The organism is Pseudomonas salmasensis, from assembly GCF_014268375.2.
Classification (GTDB): domain Bacteria; phylum Pseudomonadota; class Gammaproteobacteria; order Pseudomonadales; family Pseudomonadaceae; genus Aquipseudomonas; species Aquipseudomonas salmasensis.
Map to the genome: position 1 here is coordinate 6,245,826 of NZ_CP077083.1, position 20,118 is coordinate 6,265,943.

Sequence of the window (20,118 nt, forward strand, 5' to 3'; positions counted from 1 at the left end):
GCTTGATTCATGATCTGCATTGTTCGACGTTGCCACGTTTTAGCGGCGCTGCTGTTCACCGGGTTGTTGGGGGCTAGCCTGCCGAGCATGGCGGCGCTGACCACCGTCACCGATCTGCTTGGACGCCAGGTCAAGGTCAAGCTGCCGGTGCAGCGGGTGATTCTTGGTGAAGGCCGCCAGCTGTACCTGGTGGCGGCGCTGGACACGCAAAACCCGATTGAACGGATCGTTGGCTGGCGCAAGGACCTGATCCAGTCCGACCCGGACACCTATAACGCTTACCTGCGCAAATTTCCCGCCATCGCCAAGATCCCCACCTTCGGCGGCTTTGAAGACGGCACCTTCGATATCGAGCAGGCCATCTCGCAACGCCCCGACGTAATCATCCTCAATATCGAGGCGCAGCATGCCACCGAGGATGCGCGCTATATCGAGAAGCTCGACGCCTTGGGCATCCCAGTGGTGTACGTGGACTTTCGCAACCAGCCGATGACCAACACCGAGCCGACCATGCGCCTGTTCGGCCAGTTGTTCGGCAAAGAACAGCGGGCCGAGGATTTCATTGCGTTTCGCAACCAGCAGATCCGCCGCGTGACCGACGTGATTGCGGCGCAGCAACCGGCGCGCCCGTCCGTGTTTATCGAGCGTATCGGTGGCTACACCGATGACTGCTGCCTGAGTTTTGGCAATGAAAATTTCGGCCTGTTCGTGCAGATGGCCGGCGGCAACAACATCGCCAAAGCCATTATTCCCACCACCTTTGGCCAGTTGAACCCCGAACAGGTGATCGTGGCCAACCCCGACCAGGTCGTTGTCACCAGCGCCAATTGGGAGGCGTTTGCCCCCGGCGGGCATTGGGTTGGCGTGGGGCCGGGTGCCGACATGGCCCAGGCCCGGGCCAAACTCGCGTGGTACACCCGGCGCCCCGCCTATGCCGGCATCAAGGCCCAGGGCCCGCAAGCCTTCCACGCCATCTGGCATCAGTTCTACAACAGCCCGTATCAGTTCGTGGCGATCCAGCAACTGGCCAAGTGGTTTCACCCCGACCTGTTTGCCGACCTGGACCCGGACGCCGCGTTTCGAGAACTGCACGAACGCTTCCTGCCCGTGCCTTACGAGCCGGGTTATTTCGTGAGCCTCAAGCCATGAGCGCCCCGACCTACCGCAGCCTGGTGGTACGCAAACGCCTGATTCTGGTTGCCCTGGCGTTGCTGTTGCTGTGCAGCGTGCTGCTCGACCTGGCGCTGGGCCCGGCCAGCTACAGCCTGGGCGAAGTGCTCGGCGCCCTGTTCTCGCCCGACAGTGCCGCGCCGCAAGTGCGTGTGGTGATGTGGGACATCCGCCTGCCCGTCGCACTGATGGCGGTCGCCGTTGGCGCGGCGCTCTCACTGGCCGGGGCGCAGATGCAGACCATCCTCAACAACCCGCTGGCCAGCCCCTTCACCCTAGGCATTTCTGCCGCTGCCAGTTTCGGCGCGGCCATGGGCCTGGCGTTCGGTGTGGCGCTGTTTCCGTTGGCGGCGCAGTACATGGTGCCGGTCAACGCGTTCATCATGGCGATGCTTTCGGCGCTGCTGATCCACTTCCTGAGCCTGCGCCGTGGGGTGACGGCCGAAACCATTGTGCTGCTGGGCATTGCCCTGGTCTTCACCTTCAACGCGCTGCTGGCGCTGGTGCAGTTTTTCGCCACCGAACAAGCCGTGGCGGCCGTGGTGTTCTGGACCATGGGCAGTTTGACCAAAGCCACCTGGCCCAAGCTTGGGGTGATCTGCCTGATCATCCTGATCACCCTGCCGATTTTCGCCAAGCGCGCCTGGGCCCTGACCGCCCTGCGCCTGGGTGACGACAAGGCCGCCAGCTTCGGCATCAACGTGCGCAGCCTGCGCTTTCAAACGCTGATCATGGTCAGCCTGCTCGCCTCGTTCCCGGTCGCCTTTGTCGGCACCATCGGCTTTATCGGCCTGGTTGGTCCGCACATCGCGCGCATGTTGATTGGCGAGGACCAGCGCTTCTTCCTGCCCGCCGCGCTGCTCACCGGCGCGTTGATCCTGTCGGCCAGTTCGGTGGTCAGCAAAACCCTGATTCCGGGGGCGATTTTCCCGATAGGCGTGGTCACCTCGCTGATCGGCGTGCCGTTCTTTATATCCCTGATCCTGGGTGGGAAGAAAAACTCATGGTAAGCCTGCAACTCAAAGACCTCGGCGCCCGCTACGGCCAGCGCACCATCATCCGTGGCGTGAGCACCGCAGCCTTTGTCGGCGGCCAGGTGGTGGCGGTGGTCGGGCCCAACGCTGCGGGCAAATCCACCCTGTTCAAGCGCATGGCCGGGCTGCTCGACGGGCCGGGCGAGGTGCTGCTGCACGGCTCGCAAAAAGGCGCACAGGCCATCAGCTACATGCCCCAGGGGCTGAACGCCAGCGCCCGGTTGACGGTGTACGAATCAGTACTGCTGGCGCGTAAACAACTGACGCCGGGGTGGGTGGTACAAGACAACGAGTTGAACTTGGTCGACGAAATGCTCAGTGCCCTGGGCATCACCGGCCTGGCCTTTCGCAACCTGGGCGAACTCAGCGGCGGACAACAACAGCTGGTGTCCATCGCCCAGACGTTGGTGCGTGAACCCGACGTACTGCTGATGGACGAACCCACCAGCGCCCTCGATATGCATCGTCAGGTACAAGTACTGGATTTCATGCGCGCTCTGGCGCGCAAGCGCGAGGTGATAGTGTTTATCGCACTGCATGACCTGAACCAGGCACTGCGCTTTGCCGACCAGGTGCTGGTCATCGCCGACGGCACAGCCCAGGGCAGCGGGCCGAGCCATGCGGTGATCAACGAAGCGATGCTGCGCGAGGTTTACCAGGTGCAGGCACGCATCGAGCGCTGCAGCCGCGGGCAGGCGCATATTTTGATTGATGGGGTTGTGTGAATAGGCCATGCGAAAGCATGGGTATCCACGATGCGAAGCGAGCCGCTCTTGATCTGCTTGTGATCTGCTTTTGATCTTGATCTCAGGCGCCCCGTTAAACCACGCTGGCCGAACGCAGGCTTGAATTCGTGGCCCACGGATTCAAGCCTGCGTTCGGGCACACCGAGCCCAAGCGAGGTGCCGAGTGGTGGGGCAAGAGCGTTTTGCTTACTTTTGCGCTGTTCAAAAGTGAGCCGCCGTCAGGGCGGAACCCTAAGTGGCCGTTACCTAAATAACGGATATGTACACAATCCAACTGTGTCGCCTGTCAGGCCGCCTTCGCGAGCAAGCCCGCTCCCACAGTTGGATCGTTGAGGTGTCAGGTAGATAGGCGTCGGCTGTCAGGCCGTCATCGCAGGCAAGCCAGCTCCCACAGAAGATCACCGCACTTCAGTCAAAATCTCGGATCAGCCACTGCTTCTATCGCTCAATCCTCGCGAATACTTGCCTGATCCTCCGACTTATCGCCTGCCGGGATAGATACCCCTTGCGCCGTGGTCTAGAGTCCAACCATGCGCGCGTGGCCAAGATGAAACCAGTTCTCAACCCCGCCGCCATAACCCGTCGCCCATGAGCGACACCAGGGCATGCCACCGCGCACGTCCCTGATAAGAAAAAGCACCACCAACCGATGATCAGCAGGTGAGCCCGCATGGAATTACGTATCAACCAAAAGGCCTATCAGGTCGATGCCGAAGCCGACACCCCGTTGTTGTGGGTGATCCGCGATAACCTGGGCATGACCGGCACCAAATACGGCTGCGGCCTGGCCCAGTGTGGCGCCTGTTCGGTGCTGGTGGACGGTAACGTGGTGCGCGCCTGCGTGACGCCCGTGGCTGGGGTGGTCGGTCGTGAGATCACCACCATCGAGGCCGTGGAGGCCGATGACGTGGGCAAGCGTGTGGTGGCGGCCTGGGTCGAACACCAAGTGGCGCAATGCGGTTACTGCCAGTCCGGGCAGGTGATGGCGGCCACCGCGCTGCTCAAGCACACCCCCGCGCCGACCAAGGATCAGATCAACGCGGCGATGGTCAACCTCTGCCGTTGCGGCACCTACAACGCCATCCATGCCGCCATGGACGCCTTGGCCGCCGGGAAGGAAACCGCCTGATGAATACTAACGAGATCATTCCCGGTGTTGCCCTGGGCGAACCGATCAACCTGTCCCGTCGCCGCTTCCTGGCCAGCACCGCCGTGGGCGCGCTGGTGATCGGCTTCGGCTTGCCGCTGGGCACCTCCCGCGTGCAAGCCGCGACGGCTGCCGCCGCTGAACGCGGCACCCAAGTGCCCGCCTTCCTGGAAATTCGCCCCGACGGCAGCGTGCGCTTGCTCAGCCCCTTCATGGAAGGCGGCCAAGGCACCCACACCGCCATGGCGCAGATCGTCGGTGAAGAGTTGGATGCCGACCCGGCCACGTTCATCGTCGAAGCGGCCCCACCCGGCGAAGCCTACGTGGTGATGGAAAATGGCATGCGCATCACCGGCGGCAGTATGTCGGTGCGCATGAGCTACCCGACCATGCGCCGCCTCGGCGCCCTCGCCCGTGCGATGCTGATGCAAGCTGCCGCCGAGCAACTGCGTGTACCGCTCAGCGAGTTGACCACCCAACCCGGTCGCGTGGTGCACGCTGCTTCCGGCCGCTCCCTGGGCTACGGCGAACTGGCCGGGCGCGCCCTGGATATGCCGGTGCCCGACCCGGCCAGCATTACCCTGCGCGACCCGAGCCAGTTCCGCTGGATCGGCAAACCGGTCAAGCGCCTGGATGCCTATGACAAATCCACCGGCAAGGCGCAGTACACCATCGACCTGAAAATCGACGGCATGCTCCACGCGGCGGTCCAACACGCGCCGCGTTTGGGCATGACCGTGGGCAGCCTGCGCAACCAGGCGCAGGTGCAAGCCATGCAAGGCGTGCACTCGGTTCACACCCTGCCCGGCGCCGTGGCCGTGGTAGCTGAACGTTGGTGGCATGCCAAGCGGGCCGTCGAAGCCATCCAGGTAGAATGGCTTGAAGCCGCCGCCGACTCCACCGTGCGGGCGATGCCGGCGGATTTTTCCAGCGACAAGTACCGCGACTTCCTCGCCGCCCAGCAAGGCCCGGCCCGCGATGACGAAAACGAAGGCGATGTGCCCGGCGCACTGGCCAACGCCAAGACCCGCGTCGAAGCCACCTACCACAACCAGTACCTCAACCATGCCCAGCTGGAACCGCCTTCAGCCCTGGCACGCTTTAACCCCGACGGCACGCTGGAGGTGTGGCTGCCTAACCAGGCGCCGGATATGTTCCGTGCCGACATTGCCAAGCGCACCGGCCTGAGCATCGAGCAAATCACCCTGCACTCACCGCTGCTGGGCGGCTTTTTCGGCCGGCATTTCCTGTATGACTCGGCAAATCCTTACCCGCAAGCCATCGCGCTGGCCAAGGCGGTGGGCCGGCCGATCAAGCTGATCTGGAGCCGTGAAGAAGAGTTTGTGCGCGATGTATTGCGCCCGGTCGCCGTGGTCAAGTTCCGCGCCGCGCTGGATGACAAAGGCCTGCCTGTGGCCATCGAAGCGGTAAGCGCCACCGAAGGCCCCACCGAAGCCATCGCTGGCAAACAGGGCGACGCCATCGACCCTACCGCCCTGGAAGGCTTGTCGGGCAAGAGCTACGCGATCCCCAACAAACGCATTGCGCAGATCTACGTCAAAGGCCCGGCCATGCTCGGTTACTGGCGTTCGGTGGGCAACTCGCTCAATGACTTTTTCTACGAAGCGTTCCTGGACGAACTGGCCGACAAAGGCGGCCATGACCCCTATGAACTGCGCCTGCACCTGCTGCGCGACAACCCGCGCCTGACCACCCTGCTGCAAGCGGCCGCCGAGCTGTCTGGCGGCTGGAAGCGTGGGCCTTACACCGCCGAAGACGGCACCCGCCGTGCACGCGGCGTAGCCATGGCTTCGCCGTTTGGCTCCCATGCGGCGGTGGTGGCCGAGGTGTCGATCGAGAACGGCCAGGTCAAGGTTCATCACATCTGGCAGGCGATTGACCCGGGCAGCATCGTCAACCCGGCGATTGTGGAGGCGCAGGTCAACGGTGCCGTGGCTTTGGGCCTGTCGCAAACCCTGTTGGAGGAAGCGGTGTACGTGGATGGCAAGCCACGGGCGCGCAACTACGACCTTTATCCGGTGCTGCCGCCTTCGCGTATGGCGCAGGTCCACGTGAAGATCGTAGAGAGCGGCGAAAAGATGGGTGGCATCGGCGAACCGCCGTTGCCAGCTGTGGCCCCCGCCGTGGCGAATGCCGTGGCGCAATTGACCGGCCAACGCATCCGCAGTCTGCCTTTGAGCCGCTACACCTTCAGCTAACCGACAGGGAATGCCCATGAATAACCGCCGATTCGCAAGAACCGCAGGGTGGCTGGTGCTGCCCTGCGTGGTCGCCGCCGGCCTGCTGGCCTGGTATGTCACCCGCGAGCCTGCCTCGCCTTTTGAACAGCAACAGGCCACCCGTTTCGACCCCGCCTTGGTCAGCCGCGGCGAATACGTCGCCCGCGTGAGTGACTGCGTGGCCTGCCACAGCCTGCCAGGCAAGACGCCCTTCGCCGGCGGCCTGGAAATGGCCACGCCGCTGGGAGCGATCCACGCCACCAACATCACCCCCGACCGCGAGCATGGCATCGGCACCTATAGCCTGGCCGATTTTGACCGCGCGGTACGCCACGGCGTGGCACCGGGTGGGCGACGGCTCTACCCGGCCATGCCCTACCCGTCTTACGTCAAACTCAGCGATGACGACATCCAGGCGTTGTACGCGTTTTTCATGAAAGGCGTGCAACCGGCCAATGAGCCCAACCTGCCCAGCAGCATTCCCTGGCCGCTCAACCTGCGTTGGCCCATCGCCCTGTGGAACGGCGTGTTTGCGCCTACCGCGACCTATGCCGCCAAGCCCGGCCAGGATGCGCTGTGGAACCGCGGCGCGTATATCGTGCAAGGCCCCGGCCACTGCGGCAGTTGCCACACGCCACGCGGTTTGGCGTTCAACGAGAAAGCCCTGGACGAATCCGGCGCGCCATTCCTGGCCGGTGCCCTGCTCGACGGCTGGTACGCCCCCAGCCTGCGCCAGGACCACAACACCGGCCTGGGCCGCTGGAGTGAGGAACAGATCGTGCAGTTCCTCAAGACCGGTCGCAACCAGCATGCCGTGGTCTATGGCTCCATGACCGAGGCCTTCAACAACTCCACGCAGTTCATGCAGGATGATGACCTGGCCGCGATCGCTCGCTATCTGAAGTCACTGCCCGGCGACCCACAGCGTGACGGCAGCCCCTGGCAGTATCAGGCAGTCACGGCGCGCTCGGATGCCCCCGGCGCCCACACCTACGCCACCCGCTGTGCCTCCTGCCATGGCCTCGACGGCAAAGGCCAACCCGACTGGATGCCACCCCTGGCAGGCGCCACCTCGGCCCTGGCCACGGAAAATGCTTCGGCGATCAACATCACCCTCAACGGCTCGCAACGTGTGGTCACCGCCGGGATGCCGGACGCCTACCGCATGCCAGCATTTCGTGAGCAATTGTCCGACCAGGAAATCGCCGACGTGTTGAGCTACGTGCGTGGTACCTGGGGCAACCACGGCGGCGCGGTCGATGCGAAGGCCGTTAGCAAGTTGCGCGGGCATACGGACCCTGCGAGCAGTAGCCCGATTATTTTGCATATGCGCTGAGGACCAGGCGGTGCAGCGCTTGTGGCCGTTGATAGGCCCAAGGGGTGCACTGCCTCTGAGTACAGGCAGCGAAACGACTGGTATTTCCGAAATGGAGCATATAGCCAAATAGTTTTCTGCCCCACTGGCGAGCAATCGGTACCGCGACTAACCTCCCCTCAGTATCAGAAAGGAATCACCCAGCAGCCACGGAGGCTACCCCCCGCTAAATATGATCCAACTGCCCACGTTATCGAACGTTATAAATGGATTATCCAATCTACTCGTTGTTGTAGGTCAGTGCGCGAAAACAGGCTCACTCACTTGACAGTAATCAGTAAATAGGGAGCGAGGCGACCTATTTGATTTCTGCGTCTCCCATTGCCTCTAAGCAGTGCAATTCACGCCCTTAATAAACACGTCTTATCGCCACGCAAAAGGGCGCAGGCGTGCTCATATAAAATTATTGCTTCAGCAGGAGATAACCATGAGACAAATTCAAAAAATCACCGTCAATAACAAAGGCGGTTACGTGTTTAACTTCAAGGTCCAATGGCTCAATAGCGACGGCAAGTGGTACACGTCCCAATGGAGTAGCGGTGACTATCCGGTGGCGCAGTCTCGGACCACACCGAATCTGGAAACCATCGGCGTGCCTTCAGACGCGCTGGCCGTCACGGTGTATGGGCATGCACTGGCCGGGTCATCAGGCCAAGGCACGCCGTTTGTGGGGTTTGCCGCAAACGGCCAGATCGCGACCTACGATGCGGTAGGAACAACCCTCATCGGCTTTGCGATTAACTTGATCGAATAAATCAAGTTCTTTACCACGGGGTATCCGGCCCCCACTTTTCGTGACTTGCCGTTGGAAGTTGGCGCCGGCTTTCTTTTTTACTCTCAACTCACCTGACGTTAAAAACCACGTAACAGGACACCAACATGAAACAAGTCGAACGCATTGGTTGCCTTAACAACGGCATTTTTGTCATGAACTTTTCGATTCAGTGGCTTGATTCGGCCGGCCAATGGCATACCTGCGATTGGAACAGTGGCAACTTCGAAAATGGTGTGTACAAGGTCAGCCCCTCACTTGCATTGCTCGGTATTCCCGCAGATGCAATTGGCGTCACGCCTTATGTGTCCGCCGTCGCAGGCATCCAAAATCAAGGAGAACCTTTAGTTCAGTCGGCCAATAACGGCAGGCTGGCCGCCTATGAAGTCACGGGAACAACCTTGAATTTCAAGGTTCAGCCGCTACCGTGGAAAAACTGGGCTCAGAACATCGTCGACACCCTGGAAATCGATGGTCAATACTACTTCTCCCCAACCCATCTCGCAGCGCTTCAAGACATCGTTCGCCAGGCCGGCGCGGCGGGCGCCACCGTACGTGTGTCGGGCCAGCGGCATGCTCAACCGGCCCTGGTTGCCGAAGACAATCGCATCGCCCCAAACCCCCACCGCTGGCTCATCGACCTCTCCTGTTATTCAGACTTGGGCCCGAACGGGGATGAGTCTATTGTGCTAGGCACCACCCCAAATACGATCACCGTGAACACGGGTGTGCGCGAGGATGAGTTGGATGCCTTCCTGACCGCCCATGATTTGATGCTCAAGACTGCGACCGCCGGCGGCTTCTTCAGCCTGGGGGGCATGACCGCTGTCGATGTCCACGGCGCAACCATCCGCGCACCGATTTTTGCCGAAACCGCTTCGGCGTTCACCCTCATGGGGCCGGACGGCCAGGTGCGGACCATTGACGCACAGACGCCTGCAGTCAACGGATGGTCGCCTTTGCAATTTGCACGCGTCTCCCTCGGTGCGTTGGGCGTTGTCACTTCAGTGACTCTGGATGTATTACCCCGCCCATGGGCCACCACGTTGAATGCAGGCAAAGACACCAACGTTGTCTGTGCTGACGAGCCAACCTTCATCGCCCGGTTCAAGGCGCTGCTTACGGACCATGACCGCGTCGAATCCTTTCTCAATCCCTACACCGACAATTTCCTGATCTTGTGGTGGGATGTGGTTGCTTCCCCTGCCACCCAGGTTCCCAACCTGAAGACAAGCGTACCGAATGCCTGTGCCCTGGCGGGAGAGAATGTATTCGGAGCACCCTACCTGATACCGTTTGAGCCCATCATCGAGCCGCCCCTCATCGCCGCCCAGTATGGCAATAACACGACAACGGCGAGTGCAATCATCGACGCTGGGTTCCTTACGATCGAAACGCTTTTTGATCAAGCCGCGGCGGTCTACTCAGACTTGTGGCTAACCAAGGCCTCACGCGTTATTTTCATGTCGTACTTTATCGAGCTCCCGGCTCTGGATGACGAAGGCCTCAGTAAAGCCTGGCAAGGACTCGACGCCGTAAAGGCACGGATCAAGAGTACCAGCGACTTCCTGGTGGTTGCCCCGCTGGAGTTCCGCCTCGTCCGTGGTGGGGACACAGCGTTGGCCGGGACGTACACGCAAACCCCAGACGCTACCTTCGTGAACCTGGATCTTATCGGTTACGTACCCGCTGTGGCGGCGTCTGACTACCCGGATCGCCTCCTGCGCTTTTTTGCGGATATTGAACGAGACTGGGTTGCCCTGGGTGGCATGCCGCACACCGGCAAAATGTTCGGTTTTTACAACCCGGCTCAACCCTCGGGCACTTACTCTGAGCCGTTCAACCCGGAATTCCTGAAGGACCTTGCACAGCGCCGCAGCGAGAGAACTGCGGCCTTCAACGCCTTTCGCAAGGCCTGTGATCCAGCGGGTCTATTCCACAACCACTTTGTCGCGAGGCTGCTGGGAGACATGCCGTAGCAGGGGTGTTGTGCGCTTGCCTGTGAATGCATCGACTCGGTTTGTCTGATGTACCGAGGTGTTTGCATCGCAGGCAAGCCAGCTCCCACCTTCGAGCGATGAGTACCCGTGAGTTTGGACGGCTTATTTACTCTCCTCTGCCTTGCCTTCCTGCATCTGCACTGACGACTGGGTGCCACTGTTGTTGTCTTTGGTGGCGTTATCGGCGTTGTCAAAACAGCCGTGTAGCATGAACGCGCTGCATAGACCCAGGCACATATAGAGTTTCTTCATGAGGGTTCACCTGTTGATGAGTGAGTGATGTACGCGTGACGAAAGTACGATTCGTCCGCCCATGATCTATCTGTCTGGAATAGAGGCGCTGGCGTTCAAAAAATAGCCCCTTGGCTGACGAATGGGGGCCGCGTGTTATTCAAACGGGATCACCGAGATCTTGCCGTTGCGCTCAAGAATCGCGAAGCGGATCTGCTTGAGCTCGACAAGCCCTTGGGTGGACCGGGCCGCCTCAAGGATGTCGCCCTCGTCCAGGCGCGCATGCTTGAGGCGTTTATGCAGCACCTGGCCTTGCTCGACCAGCACCGTCGGCCCGCCATCGAGCACCCGCGCGAACCAGGCTGAACGCTGCTTGACCAGCGAGAATCCGATATCGATGGCAATCAGGGTGGCGATGACCAGCACAGCATTGGTCATCGAGAAGTCTTCGCCCAGCAAGGCCTGTTGGGTGGCCTCGCCGATGACCATCAACAGCACCAGGTCAAAGGTGGTGAGTTCAGCCAGCGTGCGCCTGCCGGCAACCTTGAACAGCACCAGCAGCACCAGGTAAATCGCCATAGCCCGGAGTACAGAGTCCATGGTTGACCCTCGCAACAGTGAATGGGAAACGACCGATTCATACGGATTAGGTGACCACCGCGCCGCTCAGGTTCATTCTTTCGACTCGCCCCGGCCACCATCTAAAAAGATGATGGTTCCAGCGCAACTGAAGCGTTGAAGTGATCGAAATTTCGGCAGAAACCCAATTGATATAGGGGGGCTTGAAGCGGGTCACACGTCTATATCGACCACGTTGAAGAAGGAAACCCCTGTCATGAACGACTCACAACGCGCCTGGGAATTGGCCATGGTGCTGATTGCCAATGGCCGGATCCCCTTTGACCCCGCCAACCCGAGCGGGTCGGTGAAGATCCTGTCCAAGCATTTGCAAGCACTGGAAGAAGCACTGCGTGAACAGGCCACAGACGTCGCCACGCATGAGCGCCTGGGCAAGAACAGCAGCCGCAGGCCCTCATTGGTGTGTGCCGACTAGGCGTCAGGCTTTGGTGCGGTTACAGCCGATCCGATTCGGCAACTGGCCCTGCCTGGTTTTCAGCGTGGCCTGCAGCGCTTGCGGCAAGGTGCTCCAGAACGTCAGCCCGGAGCGCTCTTCGATGTGATCCACGGTGACCTGGTAATCACAGAAGTCTGCGCCCTTGGGAGTTTCCTGGTTCATCACGAATGAGGCGTACAGGCCCGTTTCCGGCGAACTGCCGACCACGATGATTTTCCAGTAGCCGCTGGGGATGGTGTGCACTTTGTTCGTGCCCGGCAACGAGCCGACAAAATGCTCATACAACGGGCCGGTAGCCACATACACCTGATCGACGCCTGGCTCCTTGCTGAGGTTGCGCTCCTGGTCTTCCAGGCGCGCCCACGGCCCCTGGTTGAGCTCGGCCTTTTGCGGGGTGATGTTCGACAGGTAGTTGAGCGTTTGCCAATCGGCCACCCCGGCCATCGACGCCAGGTTGGCCTGATGCCCACGGTCGATTTTGAGCGCGACGTTGGCGCCGTTGTAATCCACCGGGTCCAGGGTTTCCCCGGCTGGAATATCCGGGTCGGTGCGCCAGTCGCGGGAGCGCCCGCTGGCCGCCGTGGCTTTGGTGATTTTGTAGGACACCCAATTGGCAAACTTGGTCGAGCCGTTGTTGTTCAAGGTGTAGGCCTGACGGTTCAACGTCACCGGGCTGCCGCCTGTGGGGCAACCAACCGCGCAGTTATCGAACGGCAAGGCTGGCGCCGGGACGACGACGGACTGGCGCGAGGGTGTGGTACAGGCGGCCATCAACGGGATCAATGCAAACGCCAGGTACTTGAACGATGTGCTTCCTTGCATGGTGTTACTCCTTGGAATGAATCTTTTAAGAGACTGAATGGCCTCGGCCGATGCGCTTCCTGCGCAAGCCGAGATGACCATTGAATCACATAAACATTTCTAAACAACGACAGCAATCAGGCCGACGAACGTAACTCCCGCGCGCGCCATCGCAGCCATAACTGTGCTATCCATAACGCCGCCCTTAGGCGAGCGATAGCACCACCTCATCAATGCACAAGGAACTTACACATGAGTGAGAAACCGGCAATTGTCTTGGTCCATGGTTTTTGGGGCGGTGCGGCGCACTGGAATCGGGTGATTATCGAACTGCACAACAAGGGCTATACCGATTTGCATGCGGTGGAGATGCCGCTGGCCTCGCTGGCCGACGATGCAGAACGTACCCGCAAGATGGTTGCGCAAATCAAGGGCCCGGTGTTGTTGGTGGGGCATTCCTATGGCGGCGCCGTCATCACTCAAGCGGGCAACGAACCAAATGTCGCAGGCCTGGTGTACATCGCGGCATTCGCCCCGGATGACGGCGAAAGCCCTGGCGGCATCACCCAGGAACATCTGCCCGAAGCCGCCCCTAACCTGGCGCCTGATAGCGACGGTTATCTGTGGGTCAAGCCTGAACGGTTCCACGACAGCTTCTGCCAGGACCTGCCCCGGCAAGAAGGCCAAGTCATGGGGGTTACCCAAAAGGCCCCGCTGGCCAGCACCTTTGGCGATGTGGTCAGCAACCCGGCGTGGAAGAACAAACCGTCCTGGTACCAGATTTCGAGCCAGGACCGCATGATCCATCCCGACAACCAGGTACGCATGGCCAAACGCCTGGGGGCGCGTGAAACCATCACCCTGGATGCCAGCCATGCCTCCCTGGCGTCCAGGCCGGTAGAAGTCGCAGCGTTTATCGATAAGGCGGCGCGTTCGCTGTAGGGATAGGGTGATCAAACATGGGGGTCCCCAATGGCGCGTTCAACGTTGCGTCCAATTGAACGCGCCTTATCCCCTTTCCTACAGCTTTGCCGGTCGTCATTCTGACCACTCATCTCTGCCGCACAATACTGCACCAATAGTATGATAAGTTCCTCGCGACGCTTATTTCCCAAGGAGCAGTAATGACTACCGTACGAAAAACTATCACCGTGACTGATCAACAAGACGGTTGGATAAAGGCACAAATTGAAGCGGGTCATTACACCAATGACAGCGAGTACATCCGGGACTTGATTCGTCGCGAACAGGAGCGCAGTGCACAAGTGGAGGCCATTCGTGCTGCTCTGCTTGAAGGTGAAGCCAGCGGTAAACCTCGCCCCTTTGACCCTGAAGCGTTTAAACAGAGGATGCTCAATGCCCATGGCTGACTACCGTCTTAGCCCCGCGGCCGAACGCGACCTGGAAGGAATCTGGACTTATACCGCGCAACAGTGGGGTGCGAAGTAGGCAGATCAGTACATCGATATCCTGACTACGACGTTTTCAGACTTGGCAAAACACCCTAAAACAGCTCCGACTTGTGACCACATCCGTGATGGCTACCGCAGGCGCAGCATCGAACACCATATGATTTACTTGCGCATTACTACGTATGGGATTTCGATCGTTCGCATCCTGCATGACCGAATGGACGCCCCCCACAAGCTATGACATTCCAGACTGTCAAACCGGTGGGTGAAGAGAAATTAAAATGCCTGACACAAAGCGGCCCCCCGCTGCCCCACACTGGCTGATCCGCCAAGCCACCCCCGACGATGTGCATGCCCTGGTCGCACTGGATGCCTACGCAACCGAGCATGCCAGCCGTCGCGTGTTTATCTATGACGCCGTGGTTCGCCAGCAATGCCTGGTAGCCGCCGACGCCAACCTGTGCGCCGGCTACCTGGTGCTCACCCACGATTTTTTCAACCACGGGTTTATTGCCTTGGTGGTGGTTTCACCGCTGTACCAGCGCCAGGGCGTCGCCCTTCGTCTGCTGGCAGCGGCCGAAGCGGCCTGCAAGACGCCCAAGCTGTTCGCGTCGACCAATGCCTCCAACGGCGCGTCCCAGGCCCTGCTGACGAAAGCCGGCTTTATTCCCAGCGGGCAGATCGAGAATCTGGACGATAACGACCCTGAACGTGTGTACGTCAAGTTCATTCGCTGACCTTCAGGCAATGCCTTTTGTAGGAGCGAGCTTGCTCGCGAAAAACTCCCAGGCGCCGCACTTCTTCAGGGAGCACGCGTTATCGTTGAGGTTTTTCGCGAGCAAGCTCGCTCCTACAGAAAGCAGAAGGCAGAAAGTCATCTGCGCGGGCAGGAACCTTTTCTTGAATGGGCAATCTGTGGTTCACCGTTTTGAACCGAATGAGACCCTGCGCATGCTTGTGAAAAAAACCGTCCTCTGCCTTGCACTGCTGAGTGCGGGCTTTATCGCAGGCTATGCGGCAAAACCCACCCCGCAGCTGCAAGTCACCGCTGGCCAACTGATGGAGTGCGGTGAACTCATGATCCCGACGCTGGGGATGTGAGTCGGTCCGCAGGATGCACATTGAACCCATTGCGCCCCGCCGCTTTCGCGCCGTAAAGCGCTGTATCCGCAGCCTCCACCAGACCCAACACCGGCTCCAGCCGTGAGCCCATGCCCGTCGCAATACCGATACTCACACTCACGCGCCCGAAGGGGCTACCTGGGTGTGTGATGTTCTCCAGCTGCAGGCGCGTAAGGATGCGTTGCGCGACCACCGCTGCCCCTGCGCTGTCAGTCGCGGGCAGGATGATCGCCATTTCTTCTCCGCCATAACGCGCCACCAGGTCCGACGGCCGCCGCACACACGATTCCAATAGCGCGCTGACCGCCTGCAAGCACGCATCTCCCGCGACGTGACCAAAGGCATCGTTGAAGCGTTTGAAATAGTCGATATCGATCATCAGCAATGCCATCGACGTACCTTCGCGCTGCGCCCGGCGGGCCTCCACGGCCAGCGTTTCATCAAAACAGCGGCGGTTGGCCAGGCTGGTCAGCGCGTCCTTCTTCGCCAAGAGTGCCAACTGCCGATTGGAGTCGAGCAACTGTTGCTGGGCGACACGCAACGCCTCTTCCGCCGCCGTACGCCTGCGAATATCCAGGATCAGAAACCAGCCGATCAGCCCCGTCAGCCCCAACAGCCCCGCCACCACGACCGCTGACAGCGCCGCCTCGATGCGCCACGCCGCGAGGGCTTCGTGTTTGCCCAACGCGACCGTGGTGATCAGCGGCAGGGTTTCGCTTTTGCGAAAGGCATAGAGCCGCTCTACCCCGTCCAGGCTGGAGGTATAGGCCGCAGTGCCCACAGGCTGGTCGACGAGGTACTTGGAATAAATAGGCGAGGTGGAAAAGTTGCGGCCCATGTCCTGCTCGCGGAAGGGGTAACGCACCAGCAACGTGCCGTCGGCGTAGGACAGGCCGATGGCGCCCTCCTGGCCCACATCGAGCTTGCCGAATACCCGCAGAAAGTTTTCCACCCCCAGGGTCACAGCGACCACGCCAGCGAAGTTGCCGGCCGCGTCGTTGAAACGGCGGCTGATGGTCACCACCCATTCATGGTTGGCGCGGCTTTGAATCGGCGGGCCAATAAAAGGTTCAGCGCTCGGATCGTCACGATGGTGGATGAAATAGGCCCGATCACTGCTATTGGCGCCCTCCGGGATCGCGCGATTGGAAGACAGCAACCACCGGCCCTGATGATCATAAATGGTGATGCCGCTGAGCTGCGGCATCAGCGGCTGCTGGCGGTTGATCAGCGTACTGATTCGCTGGATTTGCACCGGGCCACTGCCTTCGGTTTCCAGGCGCTCAACCAACCCCAGCAACAGCAACGAGCTTTGCCGCACGATGCCTTCGGTATAGGTGGTAAGCGCCTGGGTCAGGTTCAAGCCATGCACGTCCACTTCCGCCAGCGCACGGTCGCGGGAAGACAGGACTTTCCAAATCGTCAACGAAGTCAGGGAACAGCCGATCACCAACAGCAACAGCATCACAAGACGGGTATCACGCTTCACGTCAGCACCTTAAGGAAGTCCGGTTTCCATTCCAGCCATCATTCGAACGTCGGTACTCACAGGGGCAACCGGTTCCAGAGTGCCAGCATACAAGCAGTCTGTGCGGGCTGCAGCAACAGAGTATGCGGGTGAGCGCCGGCCAGAAGAGCCAGCGCCTTTCATGACCACTATCAAGCAGCGTATTGAATGCTAAACCAACCGTTAAAGTCGCCATTAATTCAATATCAATCGACGCAGCAAACTTATACGAAGCGGCACTCTCCGGGCCTACTTGTACAAGTTTCGTCTGCCCCTCTACCGTTCATCGCCCTTTTTAAAAAATTTCAAAACATCTGCGCACCTGCCCTTATCAGAAAAGATGTCCGTTGCATAAATGGGCAACTAGCGAAACGACATTTCAAAACTGGGAGTATTGTTATGACGACGAGCAATAAAAACCCTGGGAACTTTGCCAATGATCGCGAAAAAGCATCACAGGCGGGCAAGAAAGGTGGACAGGCCTCTGGCGGCAACTTCGCCAACGACCGCGAGAAAGCCGCGGAAGCCGGGCGTAAAGGCGGCCAGAACAGTCATGGTGGTGGACGTAAGTCCTGACCACACGGGCAGTACCGCTGTTCCGTTCGTTAACAAAGGGCATTGATCATGCGTGCGTCCATTGATAATCAGCGCGGCGAGCCAGCTCGCAGGCCGATTGTAGAAATGCAAACTAAAGCAAGGACTGGCCTGCGTTCTAATACGTCTGCGTGTTACGAACATCAGCAACTTGTTGAACAAGCCGAAGCCACGATAAGTGCATCTAAAACGCCACCTTTGTGTGAAAGGCACTTATAACCGTGCAGCTTGATGCACGCGACCAAGTGCACGTTTCCAGCACAATCGAAGTGAACGTTACATTACCGACATAACGACGAGGTAACTGAACATGACTACTCAAGACAAGCAAGGCCAAATGAGCGTCAGCGAAGCCGGGAAAAAAGGCGGCGAAGCCACTTCTGCGTCCCATGACAAAGAGTTCTACCAGGAAATCGGCAGCAAAGGCGGCCAAAACAGTGGCGGGAACTTCAAGAATGATCCCGAGCGCGCCGCTGAAGCCGGCAGCAAAGGCGGCCAGAACAGCGGGGGCAATTTCAAGAATGACCCCGAACGCGCCGCCGAGGCGGGCAGCAAAGGCGGCCAGAACAGTGGCGGCAATTTTGCCAACGACCGTGAAAAAGCTTCCGAAGCCGGGCGTAAAGGTGGCGAACACAGCCACGGCGGCGGACGCAAAAGCTGATGTGCTTGATGCAGGGGAGCCGTGCTCCCCTGCTTTCATTGATGAGGGACACCATGCCTTTACACATTATCAACTTCACCGCACCGGTCACCGCCTCGACGTGCAGCCAACTGATTGAAAAAGCCTCGTTGGCCGTACAACAAGATGCCCAGGGCCTGGTACTGAATATCGCCACCATGGGTGGTGAATGCAGCTACGGCTTTACGATGTACAATTTTTTATTGTCCCTGCCGATTCCGGTGCATACCCATAACCTCGGCACAGTGGAATCGATGGGCAATATCATCTTCCTGGCCGGTGAGCGCAGGACCGCCTGCAAGCACAGCAAATTCCTGTTCCACCCCTTCCACTGGCATGTGCAAGGCGCGGTTGACCATTCGCGAATGTCCGAATACGCGATGAGCCTCGATTACGACTTGCAGTTGTACGCACGCATCGTGGCCGAGCGCACCGCCGATGCCGTCGAAAAACTGGAGACCGAAAAGTACCTGATCGCCGCGCCACGCATTCTCGACCCGCAACAAGCGCTCACCGCCGGCTTGATCCATGGGATCGAACTGCCCGTGATCAAGGCGGAGTTCGTGAGCAGCTTCATTCATTCCTAGGGCTTAGGAAACAGAAACCGCACACAAAGTACGCAGCACAACGGCAAAAACCTGAACCCACGAACCGTGCGTGCGCACGCGCCCGCCGATAAGCTTGCCACGTTTTGATTCCTCGGCAGCCGTGCGCACGCCATTACCCAACTATCACCGCAACATACTGGCATTGAAACATCAACTAATCGCTTGTTTGAATTCTTCCATTTTAGCAGTTGAAAACGCTCGCTTCTTAATTGAGAGTGGCCGTTTCATTCAGGGAGGAATCGATGTGACGCATCTACAAGCGAACCGACGTTGCCTGCACTGCAAACAGCCCTACGAATCCACGCTGGATGAGTCCGACTACATGGTGTCATCGGCGTCTGACATGCTCTGCCCGGTGTGCAAGCAACGGTATGCAGCCGACCTCATGAAAGAGGCGTTGCAACGCAGCGTGCAAAAGTTGTGCATGTTGCAGGAGCGACGCAGGAAACAGTAAGCACTTGCCTCGCTCCTACCGCCCCCGAATGCATATCATCCATTAAAAACACATTCATTCGGGGGGCGGTGGCACATAGGGCTTTGCAATAAACGGGATACTCCCAGACGGACGCCATCTTACATTCTCAAGACCGTAGCGCTCGGCCAGCGGTTTACTGACGCGTTTGATCTTTTCATTACGCGACCTGGGAATAATGCCGATTCCTGCATCGCAACAGGCCCAATGCCACGCCTCTGCGTTATTCATCACCTCCGCTCTTATAATGAAAGACTTAGGCTCGTGGTGGTATTCGTACTCGATGACATATAAAGAATTTTTCATAACCTCTCCTTCTGATTTTTTGTTATTTGCTCAGAACGAAGGTTCAGAAATTTTAATGTTTTAATGACGACGATCACGCACTTGCTGTTGCACTACCGTTCGTCGGCCTCGCATTAAAAAAATAAAACTGCTCATGCTTCTTTTGTTTCTTAATACTGAGTCTGTTCACTCCAGGCTCTTGGTAAAAACTCCTGTCTTGCCCGCACTCCGTGCGGGCTTTTTTATTTTGCCGCGACGCTACACCGTGTGGCGAGGGAGCTTGCTCCCTTGACGGCCGGGCAGCCGACGCTTGTCCAACCGACGCACCGCGGTCCAAGCTTGCCTGTCGGACCAAAATCCTCGTCGGCTGTCAGGCCGTCATCGCAGGCAAGCCAGCGTCCACATTCAAGATCGCGGAGCCACTCAATCGTCGTCGTGCACGTGAGCGTCAGCACAGGGCAGTCGGCCGGACTCACCCCCGGCAATCCGTTCCGCCTGATCAATACCGCGTTTGAGCGCGTCATTCACCGTCCATTCGGCACCCGGCAACTGCTTGATGCGTTCAACCACGCATTGTCCCGTCGCGGTATAAACGCAGAGCAGCACTTCAATATCAGCGTCCTCCCGCTCTCGGGCCCTGACTTCGATATGGCAGCCGTTTTCGACTTCCCGGGTGAAGCATTTTTCTTCCAGTGCTTTTGAGACCCAGGCTTTATAGGTGTTGCCACGTATAAACATAGCGCTTCTCCAAAACCGTTAGTGGGGTTGGCCATCAACTAACGACTAAAATCCCTAACCAGAATTCAGACTTTCTGCAAGGCCACCTCCATCATGCACCGATAAAAACC

Annotated in this window: 23 protein-coding genes and 1 pseudogene; 18 read left to right on the top strand and 6 right to left on the bottom strand. The window is 59.2% G+C overall.

Annotated elements, in window-relative coordinates:
- Positions 1–9 precede the first annotated feature (9 nt).
- From HU731_RS27970 to HU731_RS28005, 8 genes are all read left to right on the top strand, one after another.
- Complete coding sequence (locus tag HU731_RS27970) at positions 10–1,149, top strand: ABC transporter substrate-binding protein (protein WP_186606335.1); 1,140 nt, start codon at positions 10–12, stop codon at positions 1,147–1,149.
- A complete protein-coding gene (locus HU731_RS27975) occupies positions 1,146–2,180 on the top strand; it encodes a FecCD family ABC transporter permease (protein ID WP_186606334.1) in 1,035 nt (344 codons plus the stop codon). The genes HU731_RS27970 and HU731_RS27975 overlap by 4 nt, the downstream gene beginning before the upstream one ends.
- The gene (locus HU731_RS27980) at positions 2,174–2,929 is read left to right on the top strand and encodes an ABC transporter ATP-binding protein (RefSeq protein ID WP_186606333.1); all 756 of its coding nucleotides are present in this window, start codon (positions 2,174–2,176) and stop codon (positions 2,927–2,929) included. The genes HU731_RS27975 and HU731_RS27980 overlap by 7 nt, the downstream gene beginning before the upstream one ends.
- A 691-nt stretch (positions 2,930–3,620) precedes the next feature.
- Positions 3,621–4,079: a (2Fe-2S)-binding protein gene (locus HU731_RS27985; RefSeq protein WP_186606332.1), complete on the top strand. Its 459-nt coding sequence runs from the start codon at positions 3,621–3,623 to the stop codon at positions 4,077–4,079.
- Positions 4,079–6,316, top strand: coding sequence for a xanthine dehydrogenase family protein molybdopterin-binding subunit (locus HU731_RS27990; protein ID WP_186606331.1), 2,238 nt, complete (start codon positions 4,079–4,081; stop codon positions 6,314–6,316). Before HU731_RS27985 ends, HU731_RS27990 begins: the two co-directional genes overlap by 1 nt.
- 16 nt (positions 6,317–6,332) lie before the next feature.
- Positions 6,333–7,673, top strand: coding sequence for a c-type cytochrome (locus tag HU731_RS27995; RefSeq protein WP_186606330.1), 1,341 nt, complete (start codon positions 6,333–6,335; stop codon positions 7,671–7,673).
- A 466-nt stretch (positions 7,674–8,139) separates the two neighbouring features.
- Entirely contained in the window at positions 8,140–8,466 is a 327-nt protein-coding gene (locus HU731_RS28000; RefSeq protein WP_186606329.1) for a hypothetical protein, read from the top strand.
- Between the two features lie 125 nt (positions 8,467–8,591).
- Complete coding sequence (locus tag HU731_RS28005) at positions 8,592–10,463, top strand: D-arabinono-1,4-lactone oxidase (RefSeq protein ID WP_186606328.1); 1,872 nt, start codon at positions 8,592–8,594, stop codon at positions 10,461–10,463.
- 123 nt (positions 10,464–10,586) lie between these two features.
- Here the strand turns inward: HU731_RS28005 and HU731_RS28010 are convergent, their stop codons facing one another.
- On the bottom strand, positions 10,587–10,736 hold the full coding sequence (locus tag HU731_RS28010) for a hypothetical protein (protein WP_186606327.1): 150 nt from the start codon (positions 10,734–10,736) through the stop codon (positions 10,587–10,589).
- A gap of 135 nt (positions 10,737–10,871) precedes the next feature.
- Positions 10,872–11,315 carry a DUF421 domain-containing protein gene (locus HU731_RS28015; protein ID WP_034134983.1) on the bottom strand — a complete coding sequence of 148 codons (444 nt, stop codon included), beginning with the start codon at positions 11,313–11,315 and terminating at the stop codon, positions 10,872–10,874.
- A 235-nt stretch (positions 11,316–11,550) separates the two neighbouring features.
- On the opposite strand from HU731_RS28015, the gene HU731_RS28020 reads away from it, so the two are divergent.
- Positions 11,551–11,769: a hypothetical protein gene (locus HU731_RS28020; RefSeq protein ID WP_003190486.1), complete on the top strand. Its 219-nt coding sequence runs from the start codon at positions 11,551–11,553 to the stop codon at positions 11,767–11,769.
- A gap of 3 nt (positions 11,770–11,772) precedes the next feature.
- On the opposite strand, the gene HU731_RS28025 is transcribed toward HU731_RS28020, so the two are convergent.
- The gene (locus HU731_RS28025) at positions 11,773–12,612 is read right to left on the bottom strand and encodes a DNA/RNA non-specific endonuclease (protein ID WP_186606326.1); all 840 of its coding nucleotides are present in this window, start codon (positions 12,610–12,612) and stop codon (positions 11,773–11,775) included.
- Between the two features lie 231 nt (positions 12,613–12,843).
- Here HU731_RS28025 and HU731_RS28030 point away from each other — a divergent pair, with 231 nt between their 5' ends.
- The 5 genes from HU731_RS28030 (at position 12,844) to HU731_RS28050 (ending at position 15,104) form a co-directional block, all read left to right on the top strand.
- Complete coding sequence (locus HU731_RS28030) at positions 12,844–13,533, top strand: alpha/beta hydrolase (RefSeq protein ID WP_186606325.1); 690 nt, start codon at positions 12,844–12,846, stop codon at positions 13,531–13,533.
- Positions 13,534–13,715: 182 nt separating this feature from the next.
- Positions 13,716–13,961, top strand: coding sequence for a type II toxin-antitoxin system ParD family antitoxin (locus HU731_RS28035; RefSeq protein ID WP_020303224.1), 246 nt, complete (start codon positions 13,716–13,718; stop codon positions 13,959–13,961).
- A 121-nt stretch (positions 13,962–14,082) separates the two neighbouring features.
- On the top strand, positions 14,083–14,244 hold the full coding sequence (locus HU731_RS28890; RefSeq protein WP_367616865.1) for a type II toxin-antitoxin system RelE/ParE family toxin: 162 nt from the start codon (positions 14,083–14,085) through the stop codon (positions 14,242–14,244).
- Positions 14,245–14,284: 40 nt separating this feature from the next.
- On the top strand, positions 14,285–14,740 hold the full coding sequence (locus HU731_RS28045; protein WP_186606324.1) for a GNAT family N-acetyltransferase: 456 nt from the start codon (positions 14,285–14,287) through the stop codon (positions 14,738–14,740).
- 31 nt (positions 14,741–14,771) lie between these two features.
- Complete coding sequence (locus HU731_RS28050; protein WP_186606359.1) at positions 14,772–15,104, top strand: hypothetical protein; 333 nt, start codon at positions 14,772–14,774, stop codon at positions 15,102–15,104.
- Here HU731_RS28050 and HU731_RS28055 read toward each other — a convergent pair.
- Positions 15,079–16,614, bottom strand: a complete 1,536-nt coding sequence (locus HU731_RS28055) for a GGDEF domain-containing protein (protein WP_186606323.1) — start codon at positions 16,612–16,614, stop codon at positions 15,079–15,081. The genes HU731_RS28050 and HU731_RS28055 overlap by 26 nt on opposite strands.
- Positions 16,615–17,055: 441 nt before the next feature.
- On the opposite strand from HU731_RS28055, the pseudogene HU731_RS28060 reads away from it, so the two are divergent.
- The 4 genes and pseudogenes from HU731_RS28060 to HU731_RS28075 form a co-directional block, all read left to right on the top strand.
- Positions 17,056–17,208 (top strand): annotated as a pseudogene (locus HU731_RS28060) (con-10 family general stress protein); the annotation flags it as partial.
- 328 nt (positions 17,209–17,536) lie between these two features.
- Complete coding sequence (locus HU731_RS28065) at positions 17,537–17,887, top strand: con-10 family general stress protein (RefSeq protein ID WP_014718036.1); 351 nt, start codon at positions 17,537–17,539, stop codon at positions 17,885–17,887.
- A gap of 53 nt (positions 17,888–17,940) precedes the next feature.
- A complete protein-coding gene (locus HU731_RS28070) occupies positions 17,941–18,492 on the top strand; it encodes an ATP-dependent Clp protease proteolytic subunit (protein ID WP_019821492.1) in 552 nt (183 codons plus the stop codon).
- Positions 18,493–18,757: 265 nt separating this feature from the next.
- Positions 18,758–18,967 carry a hypothetical protein gene (locus tag HU731_RS28075; protein WP_186606322.1) on the top strand — a complete coding sequence of 70 codons (210 nt, stop codon included), beginning with the start codon at positions 18,758–18,760 and terminating at the stop codon, positions 18,965–18,967.
- 54 nt (positions 18,968–19,021) lie between these two features.
- Here HU731_RS28075 and HU731_RS28080 read toward each other — a convergent pair whose 3' ends face one another.
- On the bottom strand, positions 19,022–19,291 hold the full coding sequence (locus tag HU731_RS28080; protein ID WP_186606321.1) for a DUF6555 family protein: 270 nt from the start codon (positions 19,289–19,291) through the stop codon (positions 19,022–19,024).
- Between the two features lie 402 nt (positions 19,292–19,693).
- Positions 19,694–20,008: a hypothetical protein gene (locus HU731_RS28085; protein ID WP_186606320.1), complete on the bottom strand. Its 315-nt coding sequence runs from the start codon at positions 20,006–20,008 to the stop codon at positions 19,694–19,696.
- Between the last annotated feature and the right edge of the window lie 110 nt (positions 20,009–20,118).

Excerpts from the sequence above, each read along its gene's own strand:
- HU731_RS27970 (WP_186606335.1), top strand. The coding sequence starts at position 10 with ATGATCTGCATTGTTCGACGTTGCCACGTTTTAGCGGCGCTGCTGTTC.
- HU731_RS27975 (WP_186606334.1), top strand. The coding sequence starts at position 1,146 with ATGAGCGCCCCGACCTACCGCAGCCTGGTGGTACGCAAACGCCTGATT.
- HU731_RS27980 (WP_186606333.1), top strand. The coding sequence starts at position 2,174 with ATGGTAAGCCTGCAACTCAAAGACCTCGGCGCCCGCTACGGCCAGCGC.
- HU731_RS27985 (WP_186606332.1), top strand. The coding sequence starts at position 3,621 with ATGGAATTACGTATCAACCAAAAGGCCTATCAGGTCGATGCCGAAGCC.
- HU731_RS27990 (WP_186606331.1), top strand. The coding sequence starts at position 4,079 with ATGAATACTAACGAGATCATTCCCGGTGTTGCCCTGGGCGAACCGATC.
- HU731_RS27995 (WP_186606330.1), top strand. The coding sequence starts at position 6,333 with ATGAATAACCGCCGATTCGCAAGAACCGCAGGGTGGCTGGTGCTGCCC.
- HU731_RS28000 (WP_186606329.1), top strand. The coding sequence starts at position 8,140 with ATGAGACAAATTCAAAAAATCACCGTCAATAACAAAGGCGGTTACGTG.
- HU731_RS28005 (WP_186606328.1), top strand. The coding sequence starts at position 8,592 with ATGAAACAAGTCGAACGCATTGGTTGCCTTAACAACGGCATTTTTGTC.
- HU731_RS28010 (WP_186606327.1), bottom strand. The coding sequence starts at position 10,736 with ATGAAGAAACTCTATATGTGCCTGGGTCTATGCAGCGCGTTCATGCTA.
- HU731_RS28015 (WP_034134983.1), bottom strand. The coding sequence starts at position 11,315 with ATGGACTCTGTACTCCGGGCTATGGCGATTTACCTGGTGCTGCTGGTG.
- HU731_RS28020 (WP_003190486.1), top strand. The coding sequence starts at position 11,551 with ATGAACGACTCACAACGCGCCTGGGAATTGGCCATGGTGCTGATTGCC.
- HU731_RS28025 (WP_186606326.1), bottom strand. The coding sequence starts at position 12,612 with ATGCAAGGAAGCACATCGTTCAAGTACCTGGCGTTTGCATTGATCCCG.
- HU731_RS28030 (WP_186606325.1), top strand. The coding sequence starts at position 12,844 with ATGAGTGAGAAACCGGCAATTGTCTTGGTCCATGGTTTTTGGGGCGGT.
- HU731_RS28035 (WP_020303224.1), top strand. The coding sequence starts at position 13,716 with ATGACTACCGTACGAAAAACTATCACCGTGACTGATCAACAAGACGGT.
- HU731_RS28045 (WP_186606324.1), top strand. The coding sequence starts at position 14,285 with ATGCCTGACACAAAGCGGCCCCCCGCTGCCCCACACTGGCTGATCCGC.
- HU731_RS28065 (WP_014718036.1), top strand. The coding sequence starts at position 17,537 with ATGACTACTCAAGACAAGCAAGGCCAAATGAGCGTCAGCGAAGCCGGG.
- HU731_RS28070 (WP_019821492.1), top strand. The coding sequence starts at position 17,941 with ATGCCTTTACACATTATCAACTTCACCGCACCGGTCACCGCCTCGACG.
- HU731_RS28080 (WP_186606321.1), bottom strand. The coding sequence starts at position 19,291 with ATGAAAAATTCTTTATATGTCATCGAGTACGAATACCACCACGAGCCT.
- HU731_RS28085 (WP_186606320.1), bottom strand. The coding sequence starts at position 20,008 with ATGTTTATACGTGGCAACACCTATAAAGCCTGGGTCTCAAAAGCACTG.